The 17962-nt window shown below is 69.6% G+C and carries 21 protein-coding genes and 1 pseudogene; 9 read left to right on the forward strand and 13 right to left on the reverse strand.

Features of this window, described 5'->3' with window-relative positions; all coding sequences use genetic code 11:
• Positions 1-23: 23 nt before the first annotated feature.
• Positions 24-1604, reverse strand: coding sequence for an MFS transporter (locus OVA15_RS00615; protein WP_268142405.1), 1581 nt, complete (start codon positions 1602-1604; stop codon positions 24-26).
• 222 nt (positions 1605-1826) lie between these two features.
• Between OVA15_RS00615 and OVA15_RS00620 the strand changes: the two genes are divergently transcribed.
• Complete coding sequence (locus OVA15_RS00620; RefSeq protein ID WP_206390806.1) at positions 1827-2372, forward strand: TetR family transcriptional regulator; 546 nt, start codon at positions 1827-1829, stop codon at positions 2370-2372.
• Between the two features lie 9 nt (positions 2373-2381).
• On the opposite strand, the gene OVA15_RS00625 is transcribed toward OVA15_RS00620, so the two are convergent.
• Together OVA15_RS00625 and xseA are read right to left on the reverse strand one after the other, a co-directional pair.
• Positions 2382-2642, reverse strand: a complete 261-nt coding sequence (locus OVA15_RS00625; protein ID WP_006215477.1) for an exodeoxyribonuclease VII small subunit — start codon at positions 2640-2642, stop codon at positions 2382-2384.
• 36 nt (positions 2643-2678) lie between these two features.
• Positions 2679-3965 carry an exodeoxyribonuclease VII large subunit gene (gene xseA, locus OVA15_RS00630; RefSeq protein ID WP_053446979.1) on the reverse strand — a complete coding sequence of 429 codons (1287 nt, stop codon included), beginning with the start codon at positions 3963-3965 and terminating at the stop codon, positions 2679-2681.
• Positions 3966-4047: 82 nt separating this feature from the next.
• Between xseA and OVA15_RS00635 the strand changes: the two genes are divergently transcribed.
• From OVA15_RS00635 to OVA15_RS00645, 3 genes are all read left to right on the forward strand, one after another.
• On the forward strand, positions 4048-4980 hold the full coding sequence (locus OVA15_RS00635; RefSeq protein ID WP_268142409.1) for a hypothetical protein: 933 nt from the start codon (positions 4048-4050) through the stop codon (positions 4978-4980).
• Positions 4971-5102 (forward strand): hypothetical protein, encoded by a 132-nt coding sequence (locus OVA15_RS00640; protein WP_268142411.1) that lies wholly within the window; start codon positions 4971-4973, stop codon positions 5100-5102. The genes OVA15_RS00635 and OVA15_RS00640 overlap by 10 nt, the downstream gene beginning before the upstream one ends.
• 79 nt (positions 5103-5181) lie before the next feature.
• A complete protein-coding gene (locus tag OVA15_RS00645; protein ID WP_268142413.1) occupies positions 5182-6264 on the forward strand; it encodes a 4-hydroxy-3-methylbut-2-enyl diphosphate reductase in 1083 nt (360 codons plus the stop codon).
• Positions 6265-6285: 21 nt separating this feature from the next.
• On the opposite strand, the gene rmuC is transcribed toward OVA15_RS00645, so the two are convergent.
• From rmuC to OVA15_RS00690, 9 genes and pseudogenes are all read right to left on the reverse strand, one after another.
• On the reverse strand, positions 6286-7524 hold the full coding sequence (rmuC, locus tag OVA15_RS00650; protein ID WP_268142415.1) for a DNA recombination protein RmuC: 1239 nt from the start codon (positions 7522-7524) through the stop codon (positions 6286-6288).
• A gap of 86 nt (positions 7525-7610) precedes the next feature.
• Positions 7611-8375: a hypothetical protein gene (locus OVA15_RS00655; protein ID WP_268142417.1), complete on the reverse strand. Its 765-nt coding sequence runs from the start codon at positions 8373-8375 to the stop codon at positions 7611-7613.
• A gap of 67 nt (positions 8376-8442) precedes the next feature.
• Positions 8443-9058 (reverse strand): annotated as a pseudogene (locus tag OVA15_RS00660) (response regulator transcription factor).
• A complete protein-coding gene (locus OVA15_RS00665; RefSeq protein ID WP_268142419.1) occupies positions 9055-10155 on the reverse strand; it encodes a sensor histidine kinase in 1101 nt (366 codons plus the stop codon). The pseudogene OVA15_RS00660 and the gene OVA15_RS00665 overlap by 4 nt, the downstream one beginning before the upstream one ends.
• On the reverse strand, positions 10152-10985 hold the full coding sequence (locus OVA15_RS00670) for an ABC transporter permease (RefSeq protein ID WP_268142421.1): 834 nt from the start codon (positions 10983-10985) through the stop codon (positions 10152-10154). The genes OVA15_RS00665 and OVA15_RS00670 overlap by 4 nt, the downstream gene beginning before the upstream one ends.
• Before the next feature lie 43 nt (positions 10986-11028).
• Positions 11029-11994, reverse strand: coding sequence for an ABC transporter ATP-binding protein (locus OVA15_RS00675; protein ID WP_268142423.1), 966 nt, complete (start codon positions 11992-11994; stop codon positions 11029-11031).
• A gap of 99 nt (positions 11995-12093) precedes the next feature.
• Complete coding sequence (locus tag OVA15_RS00680) at positions 12094-12258, reverse strand: hypothetical protein (RefSeq protein WP_268142425.1); 165 nt, start codon at positions 12256-12258, stop codon at positions 12094-12096.
• Between the two features lie 237 nt (positions 12259-12495).
• Complete coding sequence (locus OVA15_RS00685) at positions 12496-13020, reverse strand: LppP/LprE family lipoprotein (RefSeq protein WP_268142427.1); 525 nt, start codon at positions 13018-13020, stop codon at positions 12496-12498.
• 97 nt (positions 13021-13117) lie between these two features.
• Entirely contained in the window at positions 13118-13699 is a 582-nt protein-coding gene (locus OVA15_RS00690; protein ID WP_268142429.1) for an LppP/LprE family lipoprotein, read from the reverse strand.
• 151 nt (positions 13700-13850) lie between these two features.
• On the opposite strand from OVA15_RS00690, the gene ychF reads away from it, so the two are divergent.
• Positions 13851-14930, forward strand: coding sequence for a redox-regulated ATPase YchF (ychF, locus tag OVA15_RS00695; protein ID WP_268142431.1), 1080 nt, complete (start codon positions 13851-13853; stop codon positions 14928-14930).
• Positions 14931-15028: 98 nt separating this feature from the next.
• Here the strand turns inward: ychF and OVA15_RS00700 are convergent, their stop codons facing one another.
• The gene (locus tag OVA15_RS00700; protein ID WP_102162798.1) at positions 15029-15439 is read right to left on the reverse strand and encodes a DMT family transporter; all 411 of its coding nucleotides are present in this window, start codon (positions 15437-15439) and stop codon (positions 15029-15031) included.
• A gap of 767 nt (positions 15440-16206) precedes the next feature.
• Here OVA15_RS00700 and OVA15_RS13330 point away from each other — a divergent pair.
• The 4 genes from OVA15_RS13330 to OVA15_RS00715 all read left to right on the forward strand — a co-directional run bounded on the left by OVA15_RS13330 (position 16207) and on the right by OVA15_RS00715 (position 17863).
• A complete protein-coding gene (locus OVA15_RS13330; protein WP_442786741.1) occupies positions 16207-16359 on the forward strand; it encodes a BPL-N domain-containing protein in 153 nt (50 codons plus the stop codon).
• Complete coding sequence (locus OVA15_RS00705; RefSeq protein WP_268142435.1) at positions 16328-16636, forward strand: hypothetical protein; 309 nt, start codon at positions 16328-16330, stop codon at positions 16634-16636. Before OVA15_RS13330 ends, OVA15_RS00705 begins: the two co-directional genes overlap by 32 nt.
• Before the next feature lie 190 nt (positions 16637-16826).
• Positions 16827-17015: a hypothetical protein gene (locus OVA15_RS00710; protein ID WP_268142437.1), complete on the forward strand. Its 189-nt coding sequence runs from the start codon at positions 16827-16829 to the stop codon at positions 17013-17015.
• Positions 17012-17863: a CNNM domain-containing protein gene (locus OVA15_RS00715; protein ID WP_268142439.1), complete on the forward strand. Its 852-nt coding sequence runs from the start codon at positions 17012-17014 to the stop codon at positions 17861-17863. Before OVA15_RS00710 ends, OVA15_RS00715 begins: the two co-directional genes overlap by 4 nt.
• Positions 17864-17962: the final 99 nt, after the last annotated feature.

Here is a 17962-nt window from a genome sequence, read left to right on the forward strand (position 1 = left end):
CGCGGCACCGCCGATGCGGCGGATCAGTCCTCGGGATCCGTCGAGGCCGGGGGCACGATCGACATCTGCCCCGTGCGGGCATCGACGGTCGCGGTGAACGACGGGCTGCGCAGCATGCGCAGGACCAGCAGCGCGAAGGCCACCAGCACGATCGTCGAGACGACGCCCGTCATGTGGATGGCCTGTGTGTAGGCCTGCCCGGCGGCGTCGATCAGGCGCTGGCCGCCGTCGGACTGCGCGCCGATCGCGTAGGCGCCGCCCAGCGTCTCGCGAGCCGCCTGGGTGCTCTCGGCGTCGAAGCCGTCGGGGACCCGCAGGAAGCGCTGGTAGAGCCCGGTGACGATACCGCCCACCAGCGAGGTGCCCAGCACGGAGCCGAGCTCGTAGCCGGTCTCGGAGATCGCCGAGGCCGAGCCCGACTTCTCCGGAGGGACCGAGCCGACCACGAGCTCGGTGGACAGCGTGGTCGAGAAGCCCAGCCCCAGCGACAGCACGGCGTAGCCGAGGGTCAGCGGCCACCAGGACTCGTTCGCGAACACCGCGATCACGCCGTAGCCGGCCGCGATGAGCAGCACGCCGGTGACCACGACCGTGCGGGGGCCTGCGGTGCCTGCCCAGCGGGCGCCCACCAGGCCGGAGACGATGGCCAGGGTCATGCCCGGGATGATCATGAGCCCAGCGGTGAAGGAGTCCATGCCCACGACGAGCTGCATGTGCTGGGTCAGGAAGAACAGGAAGCCGAACTGCGCCATGTTGGAGGCGATGTTCACCAGCACGCCGCCGGAGAAGCGGCCCGAGCGGAACAGCCCGAGCTCGAGCATGGGGTGGCTCAGCCGGCGCTGGCGCAGCACGAACAGGGTTCCGAAGGCCAGGCCCACGAGCATGGTCACCACGGCGGTGAGGAGAGACCCGGCGGTGGCCGCGGTCTTGATGCCGTAGACGATCGGGGTCATGGTCAGGATCGCCAGAGCGGCGGAGATCAAATCCAGCTTGCCGGGGTTGGGATCCCGCGACTCGGGCAGGACCAGCGGGGCCAGGACGGCGAAGAGCAGGCAGAAGGGAACGGGCGCCAGGATCGCGGCGTGCCAGCTGAACCAGGTGAGCAGCCCTCCGCCGATGATCGGCCCCAGCGCCGCTCCGGCGCTGAAGCCCGCGGTCCACACGGCGATCGCGATGCGGCGGGAGGCGTCGGACGGGAAGAGCACGCGGATCAGGGACAGCGTGGCCGGCAGCAGCATGGAGCCGAAGATGGCCACGGCCACACGGGAGGCGATGAGCATCTCGGGGCTCGTCGAGAGCCCGCCGGCCACCGACGACAGGGCGAAGCCGACGGCGCCGATCATCAGGAGGCGACGACGGCCGATGTGATCGCCCACGGTGCCCATCGGGATCAGCAGCCCGGCCAGGATCAGCGGGTAGATGTCCACGATCCACAGCAGCTGGGTCCCGGTGGGGCGCAGATCCGCGCCGATGTCCGGCAGGGCGAAGCTCAGGGTGGTGGTGGTGACGGCGACGGTGAGCACCGGGAGCATCAGGGCGGCTAGCCCGATCCACGCGCTGCGCTGGGTGCCCTGCTCCTGGGCGGCGGTCTGGGCAGTGGACACGCTGACCTCCTCACATGCTCTCGGCTCGGGATCTCGAGCGCGGCCGGGGCTGTGCCTCACCGGCGGCTCGGGCGAGCGGTGGCTTCTCGGTGCGCCGTGACAGCGGCGCCCGCGTAACTGTACCGTCTGGACGGTATGGTTTCACGCGAGTGTCGTGAGGCTCACCGCAGCGGCGCAGGACGATCGGATCGACCCGTCGGGTCGACGAGGGAAGGAGGCGGCGTGGCACGCAAGCCCCAGGCCCGGGAGCGGCTCCTCGACGCCTTCGACCGGATCGTCGTGGATGAGGGGGAGCGTTCGGCGACCCTCGAGGCCGTCGCGGCGCGCGCCGGGGTCTCCAAGGGCGGGCTGCTCTACCACTTCTCCACGCGCCAGGACCTGGCAGACGCCTCCGTCGAGCGGATGCAGCGCCTCTCGGAGGAGGGGACGCAGGTCATGGAGGCCTCCGCCGAGGGGCCGGCGCGTGCCTACCTGCGCTCCTCCCTGTGGGCCGATACGCCGCTGGACCGCTCGATCCTCACGACCTCGCGACTGGTGCAGAGCGGCGATCAGGGTGCTCGGGAGGCCATGCTGGGCCTCGAGGCCCGCTGGTACCGGATGCTCGAGGCCGAGCTGGGCGATCCCGTGGCCGCCCAGGCCGTGCTGCACATGGGCGACGGGCTGTATCACAACGCCGCGCTCGGGATCCTGGCGGATCGGGCGCAGGACCGCGAGGCGGTCATGGAGCAGCTGCTCGAGGCGCTCGAGCGGCTTCGCCCGAGCTCCTGAGCCGCGGTCTCAGTCCTGGTCCTCGGCGCTCTCGCGGCGCGCGCGGGCGGCGTCCAGGCGATCCCGGGCGCCGTCGAGCCACTGCTCGCAGCGATTGGCCAGGGCCTCGCCGCGCTCCCACAGCGCCAGCGACTCCTCCAGCGCCGTGCCGCCGGCCTCGAGCTTGGACACGGTGGCCACGAGCTCCTCGCGAGCCTGCTCGTAGCCCATGGACTCGATATCGGACAGATCCGGTGCTGCGCCGGGGGAGGATGGGGTGGTCTCGGTCATGAGTGGGGTCCTTTCGGGAATTCCAGACAGTGCGGGTCAGTCGTCGCGGCGCTGGCCTGGGCGGCGCTGGGAGAGCTCCAGGGCGCGCACCGACAGCTCGCCTGCGGCCAGGCGCACCGTGAGCTCGTCGTCCACGGCCACCTGATCGGTGCCGCGCACCACGACGCCGTGATCGTCCTGGACCACGGCGTAGCCGCGGTTGAGGGTCTGCTGCGGCGACAGCGCGCGCACCCGCAGCTTCATCTGCTCGATCGCCGTGCGATCGCGATCGATCCGGTGGGCGGTGGTGCGCTGGGCGCGCTCGCGCAGCCGGTCGATGTCCTCCTCGCGCACCAGGATCATGCCCTCCGGCTGATCCAGCACAGGACGGGAGCGCACTGCGTCCAGGGCGCGGCGCTCGCGGTCCAGGAACTGGGTCACCGCGCGATCCAGCACCGCTCGGGCGCGAGCCACATTCGCCTTCTCCTCCACCAGATCCGGGACCACGCGCTTGCCCGCGTCGGTGGGTGTGGAGGCGCGGACGTCCGCCACGTGATCCAGCAGCGGCTGGTCGTTCTCGTGCCCGATCGCCGAGATCACCGGCGTGGAGGCATCGGCGACGGCGCGCAGCAGCCGTTCGTCGCTGAACGGCAGCAGGTCCTCGAAGGCGCCGCCGCCGCGGGCGATGATGATGACGTCCACGTCCGGGTGGGCGTCCAGCTCGGCGAGCGCGTCCATGACCTGGCTCGCCGAGGCCGCGCCCTGCACGGCCACGTTGCGGATCTCGAACTGCACCGACGGCCACCGCAGGGAGGCATTGCGCACGACGTCCTTCTCGGCATCCGAGTTCCGCCCGGTGATCAGCCCCACGCGCTGGGGCAGCTGGGGGATGGGGCGCTTGCGCTCGGCGTCGAACAGGCCCTCCTCGGCCAGCGCGCGGCGCAGCTGCTCGATGCGCACCAGCAGATCGCCCAGGCCCACAGGACGCACGCCGTGGCCGATCATCGACAGCCGCCCGGTCTTGGTCCAGTAGTCGGGGCGGACCTGCGCGACGACCCGCATGCCCTTCTCGAGCGGGGTCTCCAGCGCCTGCATCTCGCGCGGGAACAGGGTCACGGGGACCGAGATCTCCTGGTCGACGTCGCGCAGGGTCAGGAAGGTGACGCGCGGGCGCTCGTTGATCTCGATGATCTGGCCCTCGACCCAGGTGGGATCGCAGCGGGCGATGTACGCGTGGAGGTTCTCGGCCAGCAGCCGCAGCGGCCACGGGTTCTCCGGCGTGGTCAGCCCTGCGCGCGGGGCGGGGGCCGGTCGCTGATCGCCGGCGGGGGGCTGTTCCGTCATGATCCATGCATACCACCCGAGTCGCACAGGTCACGGGTCCGACGCCGGTGGGTGGGCAGTCGGTCCCGGTAGCGTGGTGCGCATGACTGCTCAGCGCTCCGAGACCCCCGCCGGAGGCCTTCCCTGGGACCGGCCTGCGCCCGCGGCGCGACGTCGCGGTCCCGGTGCGCTGGGCGTTCTGCGCACCGTCGTGGCCTCGGTCCTGGCGCTGTGCGCCGGGCTGGCGGCGGTGATGGCCGTGACGACCACCTGGATCGACGACACCGTCATGGATCGGGAGGGGTTCTCGGCGCTGTCGGAGGACCTGCTGGCCGATCAGCAGCTGCGCGGCGAGATCGAGGACATGGCGCTGGACTCCGCCTCCCAGGCCGTCCAGAACGCCGACACCGGGGACATCCCGCTGGGCGGGACGATCACCGGCTGGGTGGACCGCAGCGTGCAGTCGACCATGAGCGACTACTTCGACGGCGACGCCTACCAGCAGGACATGCGCGAGGTCCTCGAGGGCACGTACGACGCCAACGTCGCCGCTGCCGAGAGCCCCGACGGCGCCCCGGAGGACCTGCAGGTCGAGGTCGCACCGGTCATGGACGGGCTCTCCGAGGCGATCAGCGACCGGCTGCCCTTCGGACTGGAGGTCGATCTGTCCTCGATGGATCTGGTGGGCATCCAGGACGGCGTGGCCGAGATCCCCGACTCGGCCACCGGCCCCGCGCTGGATCAGCTCTCCGAGGTCTCGGATCAGGCGCCGTACTGGTGGATCGCTGCTGCGGTCGCCGCTGTCCTGGCGCTGCTCATCGCCCGGAATCGCGAGTGGGTGCTGCTGGGGGCAGGCATCGGTCTCGTCGGCGGCGTGATCGCAGCCGGGATGGTCCTGCAGGGCTTCGCCGACTCGGTCATGGCCTCCCCGGACCTGGAGGGGGTGGGTCGCACCGTGGTCGATCGGCTGTTCGCGGTGCTCGGCGCGGGCCTGGACCAGCGGCTGAGCCCTGGCTGTGGACCGGGGTGGCGCTGACCGCAGCAGGGGTGGTCCTGGGCGGGCTGCGCCTGACCTGGCGCCTGGGCGGCGACGACGCCTCCGGCGGTGACTCGACGACCGGGCTGAGCCGAAGCGGTCGGCGGGTCATCGAGGCCTGATGCCGCGTGGCCGCCGGCAGTGATCCGGTGACATGCATGACATGTCCCCGGCACCTGTGGAGCCCGTAGAATGCGGGGCATGTCCGCACCCGTCGCTCTCTCCATGCCCGTCGTCCCCCGCGTGCGCCGCTCTCCTGAGGAGGTCGCGGCGTCAGCGCCCGTCGAAGGGGACAAGAAGGTCCTGCTCGCCTCTCCGCGCGGCTACTGCGCCGGCGTGGATCGTGCGGTGATCGCGGTCGAGAAGGCGCTCGATCACTACGGCGCGCCGGTGTACGTGCGCAAGGAGATCGTGCACAACAAGCACGTGGTCCAGACCCTCGAGGCCGACGGCGCGGTGTTCGTGGAGGAGGTCGACGAGGTCCCGGAGGGCTCGCTGCTCGTGTTCTCCGCCCACGGCGTCTCCCCGGCGGTCGTGAGCTCGGCCGCCGATCGCGGTCTGCAGACCATCGACGCCACCTGCCCGCTGGTGACCAAGGTGCACCGCGAGGCCGTGCGCTTCGCCAAGCAGGGCCGTCAGATCCTGCTCATCGGCCACGTGGGCCACGAGGAGGTCGAGGGCACCTACGGCGAGGCCCCGGACCGCACGATCATCGTCAACGGCCCGGAGGATGTGGCGACGCTCGAGGTCGAGGACCCCGACAACCTCGTGTGGCTGTCGCAGACCACGCTGTCCGTGGACGAGACCCTCGAGATCGTCACCGCCCTGCGCGAGCGCTTCCCGAACCTGCAGGATCCGCCCTCCGACGACATCTGCTACGCGACCTCCAACCGCCAGGGCGCGATCAAGGAGATCGCGCCGCAGACGGATCTGGTGATCGTGGTGGGCTCCCCGAACTCGTCGAACTCCGTGCGCCTCAAGGAGGTCGCCGCCGAGTACGGCGCGGCTCGCGCCGAGCGCGTGGACAACGCGAACGAGGTGGACGAGTCCTGGTTCGAGGGCGTGCGCACCGTGGGCGTGACCTCGGGCGCCTCTGTGCCGGAGGTCCTGGTCCGTGACGTCATGGCCCTGCTGGCCGAGTACGGCTACGCCGACGTGGAGGAGGTCGTCACGGCCGAGGAGGACATCCTCTTCTCGCTTCCCAAGGAGCTGCGTGCGCGTCTGACGGCAGACGGCGACGCCACCCGCAACCTCGGAGGCCGCGGAGCGCGTCCGGCGCGCTGAGCCTGTCGGCCGATCGACAGGTCAGTCCTGCGGCCCCTCCTGCATCTCCTGGTCCAGCAGCTCCGGGGCTGTGATCGCACGCGGGGTGGACTCGACCGTGGCCGTCTCCAGGCGGTCGTCGGCGGGTGCCGTGACATCCAGGTCGTTGAGCCGACGAGCCGTGGGCAGCACACGGGTCTCAAGCGAGCCCACGAGCTTGTTGTAGGTCTCCACGGAGCGGCGGATGGACCCGCCCATGGCGCTGAGGTGCCCGCCCACGGTGCCCAGCCGGTCGTAGAGGTCCCGCGACAGCTGCAGCAGCTGCGAGGCGTCCTGAGCCAACGACTCCTGGCGCCATGAGAAGGCGACCGCCTTGAGCGAGGCAAGCAGGGAGACCGGCGACACCAGGGCCACGCTGCGCGCTGCAGCGTGATCCAGCAGCGAGGGATCCGCCTCCAGCGCGGCCGACAGCGCCGACTCCACGGGCACGAAGCACAGCACGAGCTCGGGCGAGCCGACGGTCGAGGCCCAGTACTTCTTGGAGCCCAGGGCGTCCACGTGCGCTCGCAGGGCATCGGCGTGGCCCTTGAGCAGCTTGGTCCGGGCGGCGAGGGCCGGCTCCGAGCCGTCGTGGCCGAGGTCCTGGGCGCGCAGGTACGAGGCCATGGGGGCCTTGGCATCAACGATCAGCCGCTGCTCCCCGGGCAGCTTCACGACCATGTCCGGACGGTGCGCGCCGTCCTCGGTCTGCACATGGACCTGCTCCTGGAAGTCGACGTGGCGCAGCATCCCCGCGGCCTCCACCACGCGGCGCAGCTGGACCTCGCCCCAGGTGCCGCGGGCTGAGTTGGAGCGCAGCGATCCCGCCAGCGATCCCGTGACGCGCTGCAGCTCGGCGTCGGCCTCCCGAGCTTGCTCGAGCGCGCGGGAGACCTCCCCGAACTGCTGGGAGCGATCCTTCTCGAGCCGGGTCACGTGCTCCTGGACCCCGCGCAGCCGATCGGCCAGCGGAGCCAGCGCGGTGAGGACGTCCTGGTCCTGGGCGGAGCGCTCCTCCAGCGCCGCCACGCGCTCGGTCTGCAGCCGGGAGCTCTCCTGGGCCGCAGCAAGGCGGCGCTGCAGCTCGGCGTTGTCCTGACGCATGCTCTCGAGCTCCCGGGCGTCCGCTCCACCGGCCGCACGACGGGAGGCCAGCAGCCAGCCCACGGCCAGCCCGGCCACCGTGCCTGCGATGAAGAGCAGCAGGGGGAGGACGATGCCGAGGGAGGAGGTCTGTTCCATGCGACTCAGATTCTCAGCCCGCTCCGACAGCACAGCGCGGCCCCGTCCTCGGACGGAGCCGCGCTGCGACGAGAGCCCTCAGTAGGTCAGAGGCTCCACTCCCAGCCGGCCGAGTCGTAGACCGGGGCATAGACCAGGGTGCCGGAGGAGTCGGTCACGTCGAGGATCAGTGATCCGGAGACGTTCTCACCCGGGCCGATCTCATCGGGCAGGGATTCGCCGGTGTCAAGGCACATGTAGCTGGCCACAGTGCCGATGTCGTTGGCCGTGCGGCCCGAAGAATCCACGAACTTCCAGTCGTATGGATTGAACATCATGGAGTCGATGTAGAACAGCTCCTCCATGTCCTCGGCGGAGCCGGTGCTGGCCGTGATGTCGATCTTGACGAAGGACTCGTTCTCCGGGGCCTCCGCGTAGGGGCTGGTGCACTGGAAGTCCGACTGGATGTCGGTGACCTCGAAGGACAGCGCCTTCTCCCCGGAGGAGGCGGTGAGGCTCGCCTCCTCGCCGATCTGCTTGGGGATGTTGCCGCGCTCGCTGAGGCCGGAGGCGTCGGCGGCAGGCTTCGCCGCCGCATCGCTATCGGCCGCCTCCGAGGCCTGCCCCGAGGCCTCGGCGGAATCGTCGCCGTCGGCCGCGGGGGAGTCCTCTGCGGCTTCCGGGGACGCCTCGGCGGAGGGCTGATCCTCGGCCGGGGCCGTCTGCGTCACCGTCACCGTCTCCGGGGTCGGCTCGGGCTCGTCGGAGGGCTGCGCAGTGCATCCGGACAGCGCCAGCGTCAGCCCCAGGAGGCTCGCGGCGAACAGGGTGTGACGGGGGTGGGACACAGCGGCCTCCGGGTTCTCGGGCATTCAGTCATCGTTCAGGCTGTGTCCAACATCCTAGGAGGTTCTCCATGCGAACCGATGCTCTGACAGCTCAGAGCCACCCGTTGTCCTGCGCCGCCCGTGCTGCCGCGGCGCGATTGGCCGTATGCGTCTTGCCGATCGCCGAGGACAGGTGGTTGCGCACCGTGCCCTGGGACAGGTGAAGGCGGGCGGCCATCTCCTTCACGGAGGCGCCGTCCAGGGCGATGCGCAGGACGTCGCGCTCGCGCTCGGTCAGAGGGCTGCCGCCGGTGATCAGCGACTCCTCGGCCAGGGAGGGGTCGATCACGCGTCCACCGACGTGGACCGTGCGCACCGCGGCGGCAAGCTGCTCGGCAGGCGTGTCCTTGACGACGAAGCCGCGTGCCCCCGCCTCCAGCGCCCGGCGCAGGTACCCGGGGCGCCCGAACGTGGTGACGATGAGGCTGCGGCACCCGAGCCCCCGCATCCCGCAGGGCGGCGGCGGTCTCGATGCCGTCGCGGCCGGGCATCTCGATGTCCAGCAGCGCCACGTCCGCGCGGTGCTCCCGCGCCAGGTCCACGACCTCCGTTCCCGAGCCCGTCTGGGCGACGATCTCGAGGTCCCCCTCGAGCTCCAGCAGCGCGGCCAGGGCGCCGCGGACCAGCGCCTGGTCATCGGCCAGCAGCAGGCGGATCTTCTCGGTCATGGCAGCCGCACCTCCAGTCGGGTTCCGGGTCGATCGGGGGAGGCGTCGGCGGCGCTGAGGATCAGCTCGCCGCCTGCCTGGCGCACGCGCTCGCGCATGCCGCGCAGGCCGTTGCCCGTGCCCGCGCCCGGATCGGTTCCGACGCCGTCGTCCTCCACCACCAGTCTGCCGGGTCCGGCCTCCACCGTGCAGACGGTGGCCTGGGCATGGCGGATCACATTGGTCACGGCCTCGCGCAGGCACCAGGCCAGCAGGGTCTGCTGCTCGGCCGGCAGACCAGCAGGGCCGGGCAGCCGTGCCTCGATCGCGGCGGCGTTCAGGGCCGTGTGCGCCGCGCGCAGCTGCGCCGCCCACTCGGGGCTGTGCAGACCGCCGACGGCCTGCCGCACCTCTCCGGCGGCCTCGCGGGACAGGGCGAGCACCTCGTCGAGCTCGGCGATCGCGCGCTGCGGGTCGCGCTCCACCATCCGGCGAGCGAGCTCGGTCTTGACCGTGATGACGGTCAGCGAGTGCCCGAGCAGGTCGTGGACGTCGCGTCCCAGTGATTCCCGCTGCTGCGCCAGGAGCAGCTGCTCGGCGAGGTCGCGTGTGCGCTCCTCGCGGTCCATCACGGAGGCCAGCACGGCCATCAGCACCGAGGACATGGCGATGACCGGGACGGCCCAGAACAGGTGCTGAGGCCACACCCAGATCAGCAGCGCCGCCGTCATCGCGTCGAGCACCAGGATCCACATCACTCGGGAGCGCACCGAGGGGAGGCGGAATGCGAGCAGCGCCACCAGGAAGGGGAAGCACCCCAGCACCGACCCGCCCAGCAAGGGGGTCAGCAGAGCGAGGCACAGAGTCAGGCCGAACAGCCACATGAGGGTGGCGGGGATGCGCGGCAGGCGGCTCAGGGCGCCCGGCTCCCACCAGGACAGGACGTAGACGACGGCGAAGAGCAGCAGGAGCCCGACGCCGACGGCCATGGCCGCCGGGCCGTGTGCGCTGCGCAGCAGACCGACCACGGGGAAGGCCAGGAAGATCAGCCAGATGGAGGCATAGAGGGTCGATCCGACGCGCTCGTCGTGCGTGGTCTCGGCGGGGGAGATGGTCATGCCCGTGCCGTCGAGCGTCGGGCCGCCAGCAGGGTGGTGACGGCGAAGATCGCGGTCCAGGCGAGCACGTTGACCAGAAGTCCCAGCAGGCTGTCCTCCTGAGCGGCGTTCATCCCGGTGGTCATCCCCTCCATCTGCGGCCAGGAGGCCAGTCCCTTCAGCCCGTACATGGGAGTGAACTTGGCGATCTCCAGCAGCGTCCCGGACAGCGGCATGAACAGGTTGCCGAAGAACGCGAGCACCACGAGCAGGCCCGAGGCGGCCCCGACGGCGGACTCCGAGCGGAACAGCAGCCCGAAGGTCAGCCCGTAGAGCGCGAACATGGCCGAGGCCGCCACGGTGATCAGCCCGGTGGAGATCCAGGTGCCGATCGGGCCGATGTCGGCGCCCGTCAGCGCAGCCACGATGAAGACGACGATCACCGGAAGCGCTGCGATGGCCAGCGCCACCAGGACCTTGGCGGCGGTGTACTCCGCCTGGCGCATGGGGGTCAGCCCGAGCAGCCGGCCCCATCCCTTGGAGCGCTCGACGGCTGCGGTGCCGGCGATGCTGGTCGTGGCCACCGTGGCGCCGTAGACGGCCATGGAGACGGCGATCGTCCCTGCGACGTTGCCTGAGCCGGCGGGGAAGTCGCCGAACTCCGTGAGGGCCCCGAACATCAGGTACAGCGCCGAGGGCAGCACGATGACGAAGAACAGGCTCTCGACCATGCGCAGATTCCGTCGCAGGTCGTAAGCGGCGTAGCGCAGGACGGCCAGGACGGGGCTGCGTCGAGCTGCAGAAACAGGCGAGGGCGCTGCCTGCGTGCCGTGTGCGGTGGAGGTGATCATGACGAGGGCTCCTTCATGCGGGCGGAGGGCTGTCCGGGGACGCTCAGGCGGCGTCGTCGTCGGCGGTTGTCGAGGTCAGTCCCACGAAGGCCTCCTCGAGGCCCGCCTGGACGATCAGCAGGTCGCTGGCCCGGGTCGTGGTCAGCAGAGTGCGGGCGATCAGGTCGGTATCGGCGCCGCTGAAGACGGTGCGCTCCGGGGTCTGCTCGATCTGCACGCCCTCCGGAAGACGGCTCAGCACGGAGGCGGGATCGCCGTCGACGGGGTCCCAGCGGCAGGTGACGCGCCGCAGCCCGCCCATGGCGCGGATCTGCTCGGTCGTCCCGTCGGCGATGATGCGCCCGGCGCTCACCACGACGATGCGGTCGGCGAACTGCTCCGCCTCCTCGAGGTAGTGGGTGGCGAAGATGATCGTGCGCCCCCGCTGGGCCTCCTGGTGCATGGAGGCCCAGAAGTCGCGTCGCACGGTCACGTCCATGCCGGCGGTGGGCTCGTCGAGCACGAGCAGCTCGGGCTCGCACAGCAGGGCCAGGGCGAAGCGCAGGCGCTGCTGCTCGCCTCCGGAGCATTTGGAGACCTTCCTGCGGGCGATGCCGGAGGCTCCGGCGCGCTCCAGGGCCTCGTCGACGGGAAGGTGGCGGGGATGCTGCGTGGCGACCATGGCCACGGTCTCGCGCACGGTCAGGTCATCCAGCAGGGCTCCGCTCTGCAGCACCGCCGACACCCGTCCCTGGTTGACGGCCTGGCGCGGGGGAAGCCCCAGAACGCAGCAGGTTCCGGACGTGGGGTCGGTGAAGCCCAGCACCATGTCCAGCGCTGTGGTCTTGCCGGCCCCGTTGGGGCCCAGCAGCGCCACGATCTCGCCTTGGGCGATCGTGAGATCCAGTCCGTCGACGGCTGCGACCCGGCCGGAGCGTGTGCGGAAGCTCTTGTGCAGGTCGGTCAGCTCGACAGCCGGGGGAGCGACGGGCTCCGAGCGGGGGTCTGGGGAATCAGGTGCTGTGCGCATGTCTCCATGGTCCACTGCGCAGGCCCCAGCGCGCCGTCAGGAGGTGTCATGAGCTGACCATGACAGATGACCCATATGTGCGGGACGAGCCCGACGGGATCAGTAGATGCCGTCGGGGCTGGTCGCTCTCTGGTTGTAGTCCTTGACCACGGAGGCGTCGTAGCGGCGCCCCTCGCACAGCTCGCACGGGCTGGAGACCGAGGCGCCGTCGCGGAACATGAGCAGGGTCTGCGGGTTCCTGCTGGAGCGCGATTCGCTCGTCACGCGGGTCCCTTGCGGGGAGCATCCACTGCAGACGCGTCGTGCGGGTTGCGGGATCATATGCGGAGTGGAGGACGCGGCGACGCGAGATGGTCGACGGGGTGGGTGCTCCAAGAGCTGGTGTGGAGTCCTTTCGCGGTGAACTGCGCCCGGGTGTCGTCAAAGTCACGGGGTCCCGCACTCATGCGAGTGCGGGACCCCGTGGCCTTGGAGCCGAGATCTGAGATCTGTCGACGCAGGTCAGGCGGTCGGCGGGAACTCGCCCTCGTGGTCGACGGAGTCGCTCGAGCCGTTCCAGGTGAAGGTCGACTCCGCGCGGCCCTGGGGTGCGGCGTTGGGTTCGTCACCCTCCAGATACCGGTAGGTGATGGCGATCGCGCCGTCGTCGATCCGCTCGATCTGCGGGACGAAGGCCTGCGGCTCGGCCGTAGCCGTGCCCTTGTAGATGCCGTGGTGGAACAGCATCACGCTGTTGGCCGAGGAGGCGGTGCCGCCGTGCGGGACGACGATCCACGACAGGTCGGCGCAGCGGTCGTAGCCGGAGGTGTCGGCATGGTCGAGCATCTCCGTGCTGTCGTCGGCGCTGAGGACGAGGGCGCCCCAGACGGAGACGGCCTCCTCTCCGGTGAGGTCGGAGCAGGACTGTGAGGGCTGGTTCTGGGGTGGGGCGACGTCCGCGGCATGGGCTGCGGTGCCGGTGCCGAGCAGCAGAGCGGAGGCCGCTGCGCCGGCGATGACGGAGTCTCGGAGCTGGGTGCGGTTCATGAGTCTCACCTCGTGAGGGTCGATCGTGCTGAAGCGACTGGATTTCGGTGCTCAGAAAGGCCGCCGCCCGCCCAGGGGTCGGGCGGCGGAGCGGGGATCAGAAGGTGTCCGGGAACTCGCCCGAGTGCTCGACGGAATCGGACGCCTCGTCCCAGGTGAAGGTGGACTCCGTGGTGCCCTCGGGGCCGACGGCGTCGTCGCGGTGGCCGTAGGGGTACTCGATGCTCAGGGTGTCGTCGTCCACCCGCTCGATCTCCGGGGTCCACTCGTAGGCCTCGGCGGTGTCCGTGCCCAGGTACTCACCGTCGTGGAAGAGCATCACGATGGAGTAGCCCGGGCTGCCGGCGGGCATGCCCTCGTCGGTGGCGTAGCTGACGGTGATGGCCGAGAGGCCGTCGCAGGGGTCGTAGTGCTCGGTGTCGGCAATGCCGCTGTCGGCGGTCCAGGTGTAGTGGCCGTCGTCGGAGTCCGGCAGGTCGTCGGCCTTCTTGTCGAAGGCCTCCTGGCCGGTCAGTCCGTCGCACTTCTCGGCGGCGGCGGCCTGGTCGGCCTCGTACGGGTCAGTGGGGTCGGTTCCGGGGCAGGCGGGGGCGGCCTGTGCCGCGACGCCCGAGCCCAGGAAGAGCAGGGAAGCCGCTCCGGTGGCGATGGCGGTGCTGCGGATCTGCTTGCTGTTCATCGTGCTCACCTCGTCGATGTGTCCTGCATCGCGATTTGCGATGGCACCTACGTTTGCAGTCGCGATTCGCGGTCGCAAGGGGTTGTGATCGGACCGTGATGTTCGGCCGCTGGGCGGACCGCCGCGCCCGTCGCCGGTAGGGTGTCCTCCCGTGGCTCTTACTATCGGAATCGTCGGTCTCCCCAACGTCGGCAAGTCGACCCTGTTCAATGCGCTGACCCGCAACACCGTGCTCGCGGCGAACTACCCGTTCGCCACCATCGAGCCCAACGTGGGCGTGGTCAGCCTTCCGGACGAGCGCCTGGATGCGCTCGCGGGTATCTTCGGGTCGCAGAAGATCCTCCCGGCCACGGTGTCGTTCGTGGATATCGCGGGCATCGTGAAGGGCGCCTCCGAGGGGGAGGGGCTGGGCAATCAGTTCCTGGCCAACATCCGCGAGGCGCACGCCATCGCCCAGGTGGTCCGCGCCTTCGACGACCCCGACGTGGTCCACGTGGACGGCAAGATCGATCCCGCCTCCGACATGGAGACCATCAACACTGAGCTGGTGCTCGCCGACCTCCAGACCCTCGAGAACGCGATCCCGCGCCTGGAGAAGCAGGTCAAGATCAAGAAGGCGGACCCCGCCAAGCTCGCTGCCTATCAGGCCGCCTACGAGGTGCTCTCCGAGGGGCACACGATCTACTCACGCAAGGACTCGCTGGAGCTCGATCAGATCCGCGACCTCACGCTGCTGTCGGCCAAGCCGTTCATCTTCGTCTTCAACTGCGACGAGGGCGTGCTCGGCTCGGCCGAGCGCCAGGCTGAGCTGGCCGATCTCGTGGCCCCGGCCGAGGCCGTGTTCCTGGACGCCAAGCTCGAGTCCGAGCTCGTGGAGCTCTCCGAGGAGGAGGCTGCCGAGATGCTCGAGATGTCAGGGCAGGACGAGGCCGGCCTGGACAAGCTGGCGCGTGTGGGCTTCGAGACCCTCGGGCTGCAGACCTACCTCACCGCCGGGCCCAAGGAGGCCCGCGCCTGGACCATCAACAAGGGCGACACCGCTCCGCAGGCTGCCGGCGTGATCCACACGGACTTCGAGCGCGGGTTCATCAAGGCCGAGATCGTGTCCTTCGACGACCTCGTGGCCGCCGGCTCCATGGCCGATGCCAAAGCCGCCGGCAAGGTGCGCATGGAGGGCAAGGACTACGTCATGCAGGACGGGGACGTGGTGGAATTTCGTTTCGCCATCTAACCTCTACACGGACCTTATTGGGCCGTACCCAGTGATTTCATCCCGGTACTGGGGCGCATCTCCAGGTCTTGCTGGATGTCTATCTCAGGCTGACTGATTCAAGCTTCCTGACGTATCGGGAGCTCGCGCGAACGCGACGGTTCGGCGGCACACGCGTGTGTCGCAGGTGCGAGCGAGAGGACCAGGAGCGAGGCGCAGATGCCCGCGAGTCCAGCCCAACCGATGGCGGGGAGGCGCTCACCGACGAGGACCACGGCCAGGAGGGCGGCGATCGCGGGTTCAGCGAGCGTGAGCGTTGTCGCGGCGCTTGGAGTGACGCGCGTGAGGCCATACCCGAAGAGCAGATAGCCCAGGAGCATCGGGACCAGTGCCATGTAGATCCCGACCATCATCGGTTGAGCGGAAGCGATGAGCGGTGCGCCGGTCAGCAGGAGTACGGGCATGAGGGCAATGCCGTCCAGGTCGACGACAGCGCCCATCGCGGCGGCGCGCCCGACGCCGCGATTCATGAGGCGGTGAGGCGCCGCCGAGAGTCCCTGTCGATGCGCTTGAAGGGTCGGTCCCGGTGGAAGGAGCGGGTCGTTGGCTGGGTAGTCGCAAAAGCTCGAATTGCGCTGGGTCAACAAGGACGTGGCGCTTATCCCCACGACCGCCAACCGGTACGCGTACTCGTGGGTCGAACCCAAGGACCCGCGCTACTGCGAGCCCCATATCCTCGTGTGTGAAGAGACGGTCACCGCTCCCCGGCGTCGAAACTGGACCTGCAGACGAACTTTGAGCCAGCCGACCAGGCTGCGTGACGATCCAATGTCACCCATCCGAGCAGCAGCCCCTGACTTCGGGCCGCGTTCAACGATCAGAGGCCAGGAGCAGGCTGCACCGGTCGCTTCGGGCAGTGGACCAAGCCCACCTATCATTGAAATATGGGTACGTTCGAATCACCTGCTGGACGGTCGCGCCGGTCGGTCCTCGCGGGGCTGCTGACGGTCCCTTTCGCTGGGCTAGCGAACGGATGTGCACCAATCAGCAGGAACGACGACGAGACTCCGGATGCGCGGATCGCCCTTGTGTACCGCGGCCCGGCGGGGTGCGCAGGATGCTCGGAAACTCTTGCTGAGCGACTGTCGCAATCACCGCTTGGTATGGACGTTGCGTTTATCGGCCCGCATGAAGAATTCCCTCTCGAATCAAGTGCCCTTTCTGGACTCGCTCTCTACGCTCAGCCGGGCGGTGGAGACAATATTCGGCCGCTGCCCAGAGTTTTCCTGCGGATTTCATCCGTGGGGTGAGTGACTTTGTGGCTACCGGCGGTAGCTACCTCGGCATCTGCATGGGTGCATATCTAGCAGGGAGCGAGGGCTTCGGCTTTTTCAGTGAATCCGTCGGGGGGGGGGGAGGTGGGCGTTCCCGACTTCCCTGTGAAAGATAATACGGATGATGTGGTGGCAGTCACGTGGGGCGACACGTTGCGATGGACCTACTTTCAAGAGGGCGCGCGGTTGCCTGGAGACGGCGCTGAGGCCTACGCCCATTACGAGACAGGCGACCTCGCCGCCGCGTGTTATCGGTTTGGCGATGGAAGTGTGGGCTTGATTGGCCCTCACCCGGAGGCGGACCCAACCTGGTTCGAGGACGCCGATCTCTTTGATCAAGACGGCGACGACTGGCGATATGCGCTCCCGCTCGTCAAGCGGATTCTCAGTTGACCGTCGGGACGGCCAAGTGCGACACAATTGGCCCAAGGGGGAGAAACAAAGCCCACTCTTGTCCTCCGAAGGCTCACTCCTCGCAGCACGGAATAGCTCTCTGACCGGCCAGCGACCGGCAACTCCTTGCGCTTCTCGAACCGAGAATTGCCGCGTTCCTGACAAGACTCCGGTCGGGTCGACCGTCGTCGTGGAACTGCCGGAACGACCCGGCGAGGTCGTCCAGGGCATCAGCGTCCGCCGCAGCCTGCGGATCGAGGTGACCGAGGTCGCCCGTCACGTCCCGTCGATGCTCACCCTGTCCGTGGTCGAGGACGATCCGGCGGAGGCCGATGCGCCCGCCCCGGACGCCGCCCAGGGAGAGGAGACATCCCGATGAGCTGGTGGGTCGTCACACTCATCACGATCGCCCTGATCGTCGCAAGCGCCTTCTTCGTCATCGTCGAGTTCGCGCTGTTGGCCGCACGTCGTCACCGGCTCGAGGCGGAGGCCCCGTCGAGTGCCTCCGCCCGCGCCGCCCTGCGCGGCGTCAACGAGCTCACCGTCATGCTCGCCTTCGCCCAGCTGGGGATCACAGCGTGCACCTTCCTGCTGGGGGCGATCACCAAGCCGGCCATCGACTACGCGCTGGCACCCGTGCTGACCAGCTGGGGGATCCCCGCGGTCGTCTCGGGCATCGTCGCGTTCGTGCTCGCCCTCATCGTCGTGACCTTCCTGCACCTCGTCATCGGCGAGATGGCTCCGAAGTCGCGGGCGATCGCGCACCCGGAGACCGCGGCCAAGGCCACCGGGATCACCGCCCGCGCCCTCACCTGGCCCCTGCGGCCGTTCCTGCTGTGGATCAACCGGATCGCCAACCGACTCGTCGCCGCCTCCGGCGTCGAGCCGGTGGAGAAGGCGGCGGCCGGCGGACAGGACGTGGACACCATCCGCGAGCTCGTCAACCGGTCGCGCGCCGCGGGCACGCTGTCGGACGAGTACTCCCAGCCGATCAGCCACGCCCTCGCCCTCGCCCTCACCACCGTGACGGTCGAGGAGATCGTCCGCATGGAGCAGCCGCCCACGTCTGTGCCCCGGACGGCGACGATCGCCGAGGTCCAACGCACCTCCGTGGCCACGGGGCACCTGAGGATTCTGCTGGGGGAGGGGCCGGACTGCCGGGTCGTGCACGTGCGCGACAGTTCTGAGGAGCGACGCGGGCTTTCTTCTGCTTCATCACTCCGGTGAGTGAATCGCATTGTGGGTTTTGTCCGGACAACCGACGACGGATTCGCTCAGTTGAGCGCGAGGAAGAGGCCTCGAACCATTCCACGTCGTGAGTGTCGC

It is taken from the genome of Kocuria sp. SL71, assembly GCF_026672465.1.
GTDB lineage: Bacteria > Actinomycetota > Actinomycetes > Actinomycetales > Micrococcaceae > Kocuria > Kocuria palustris.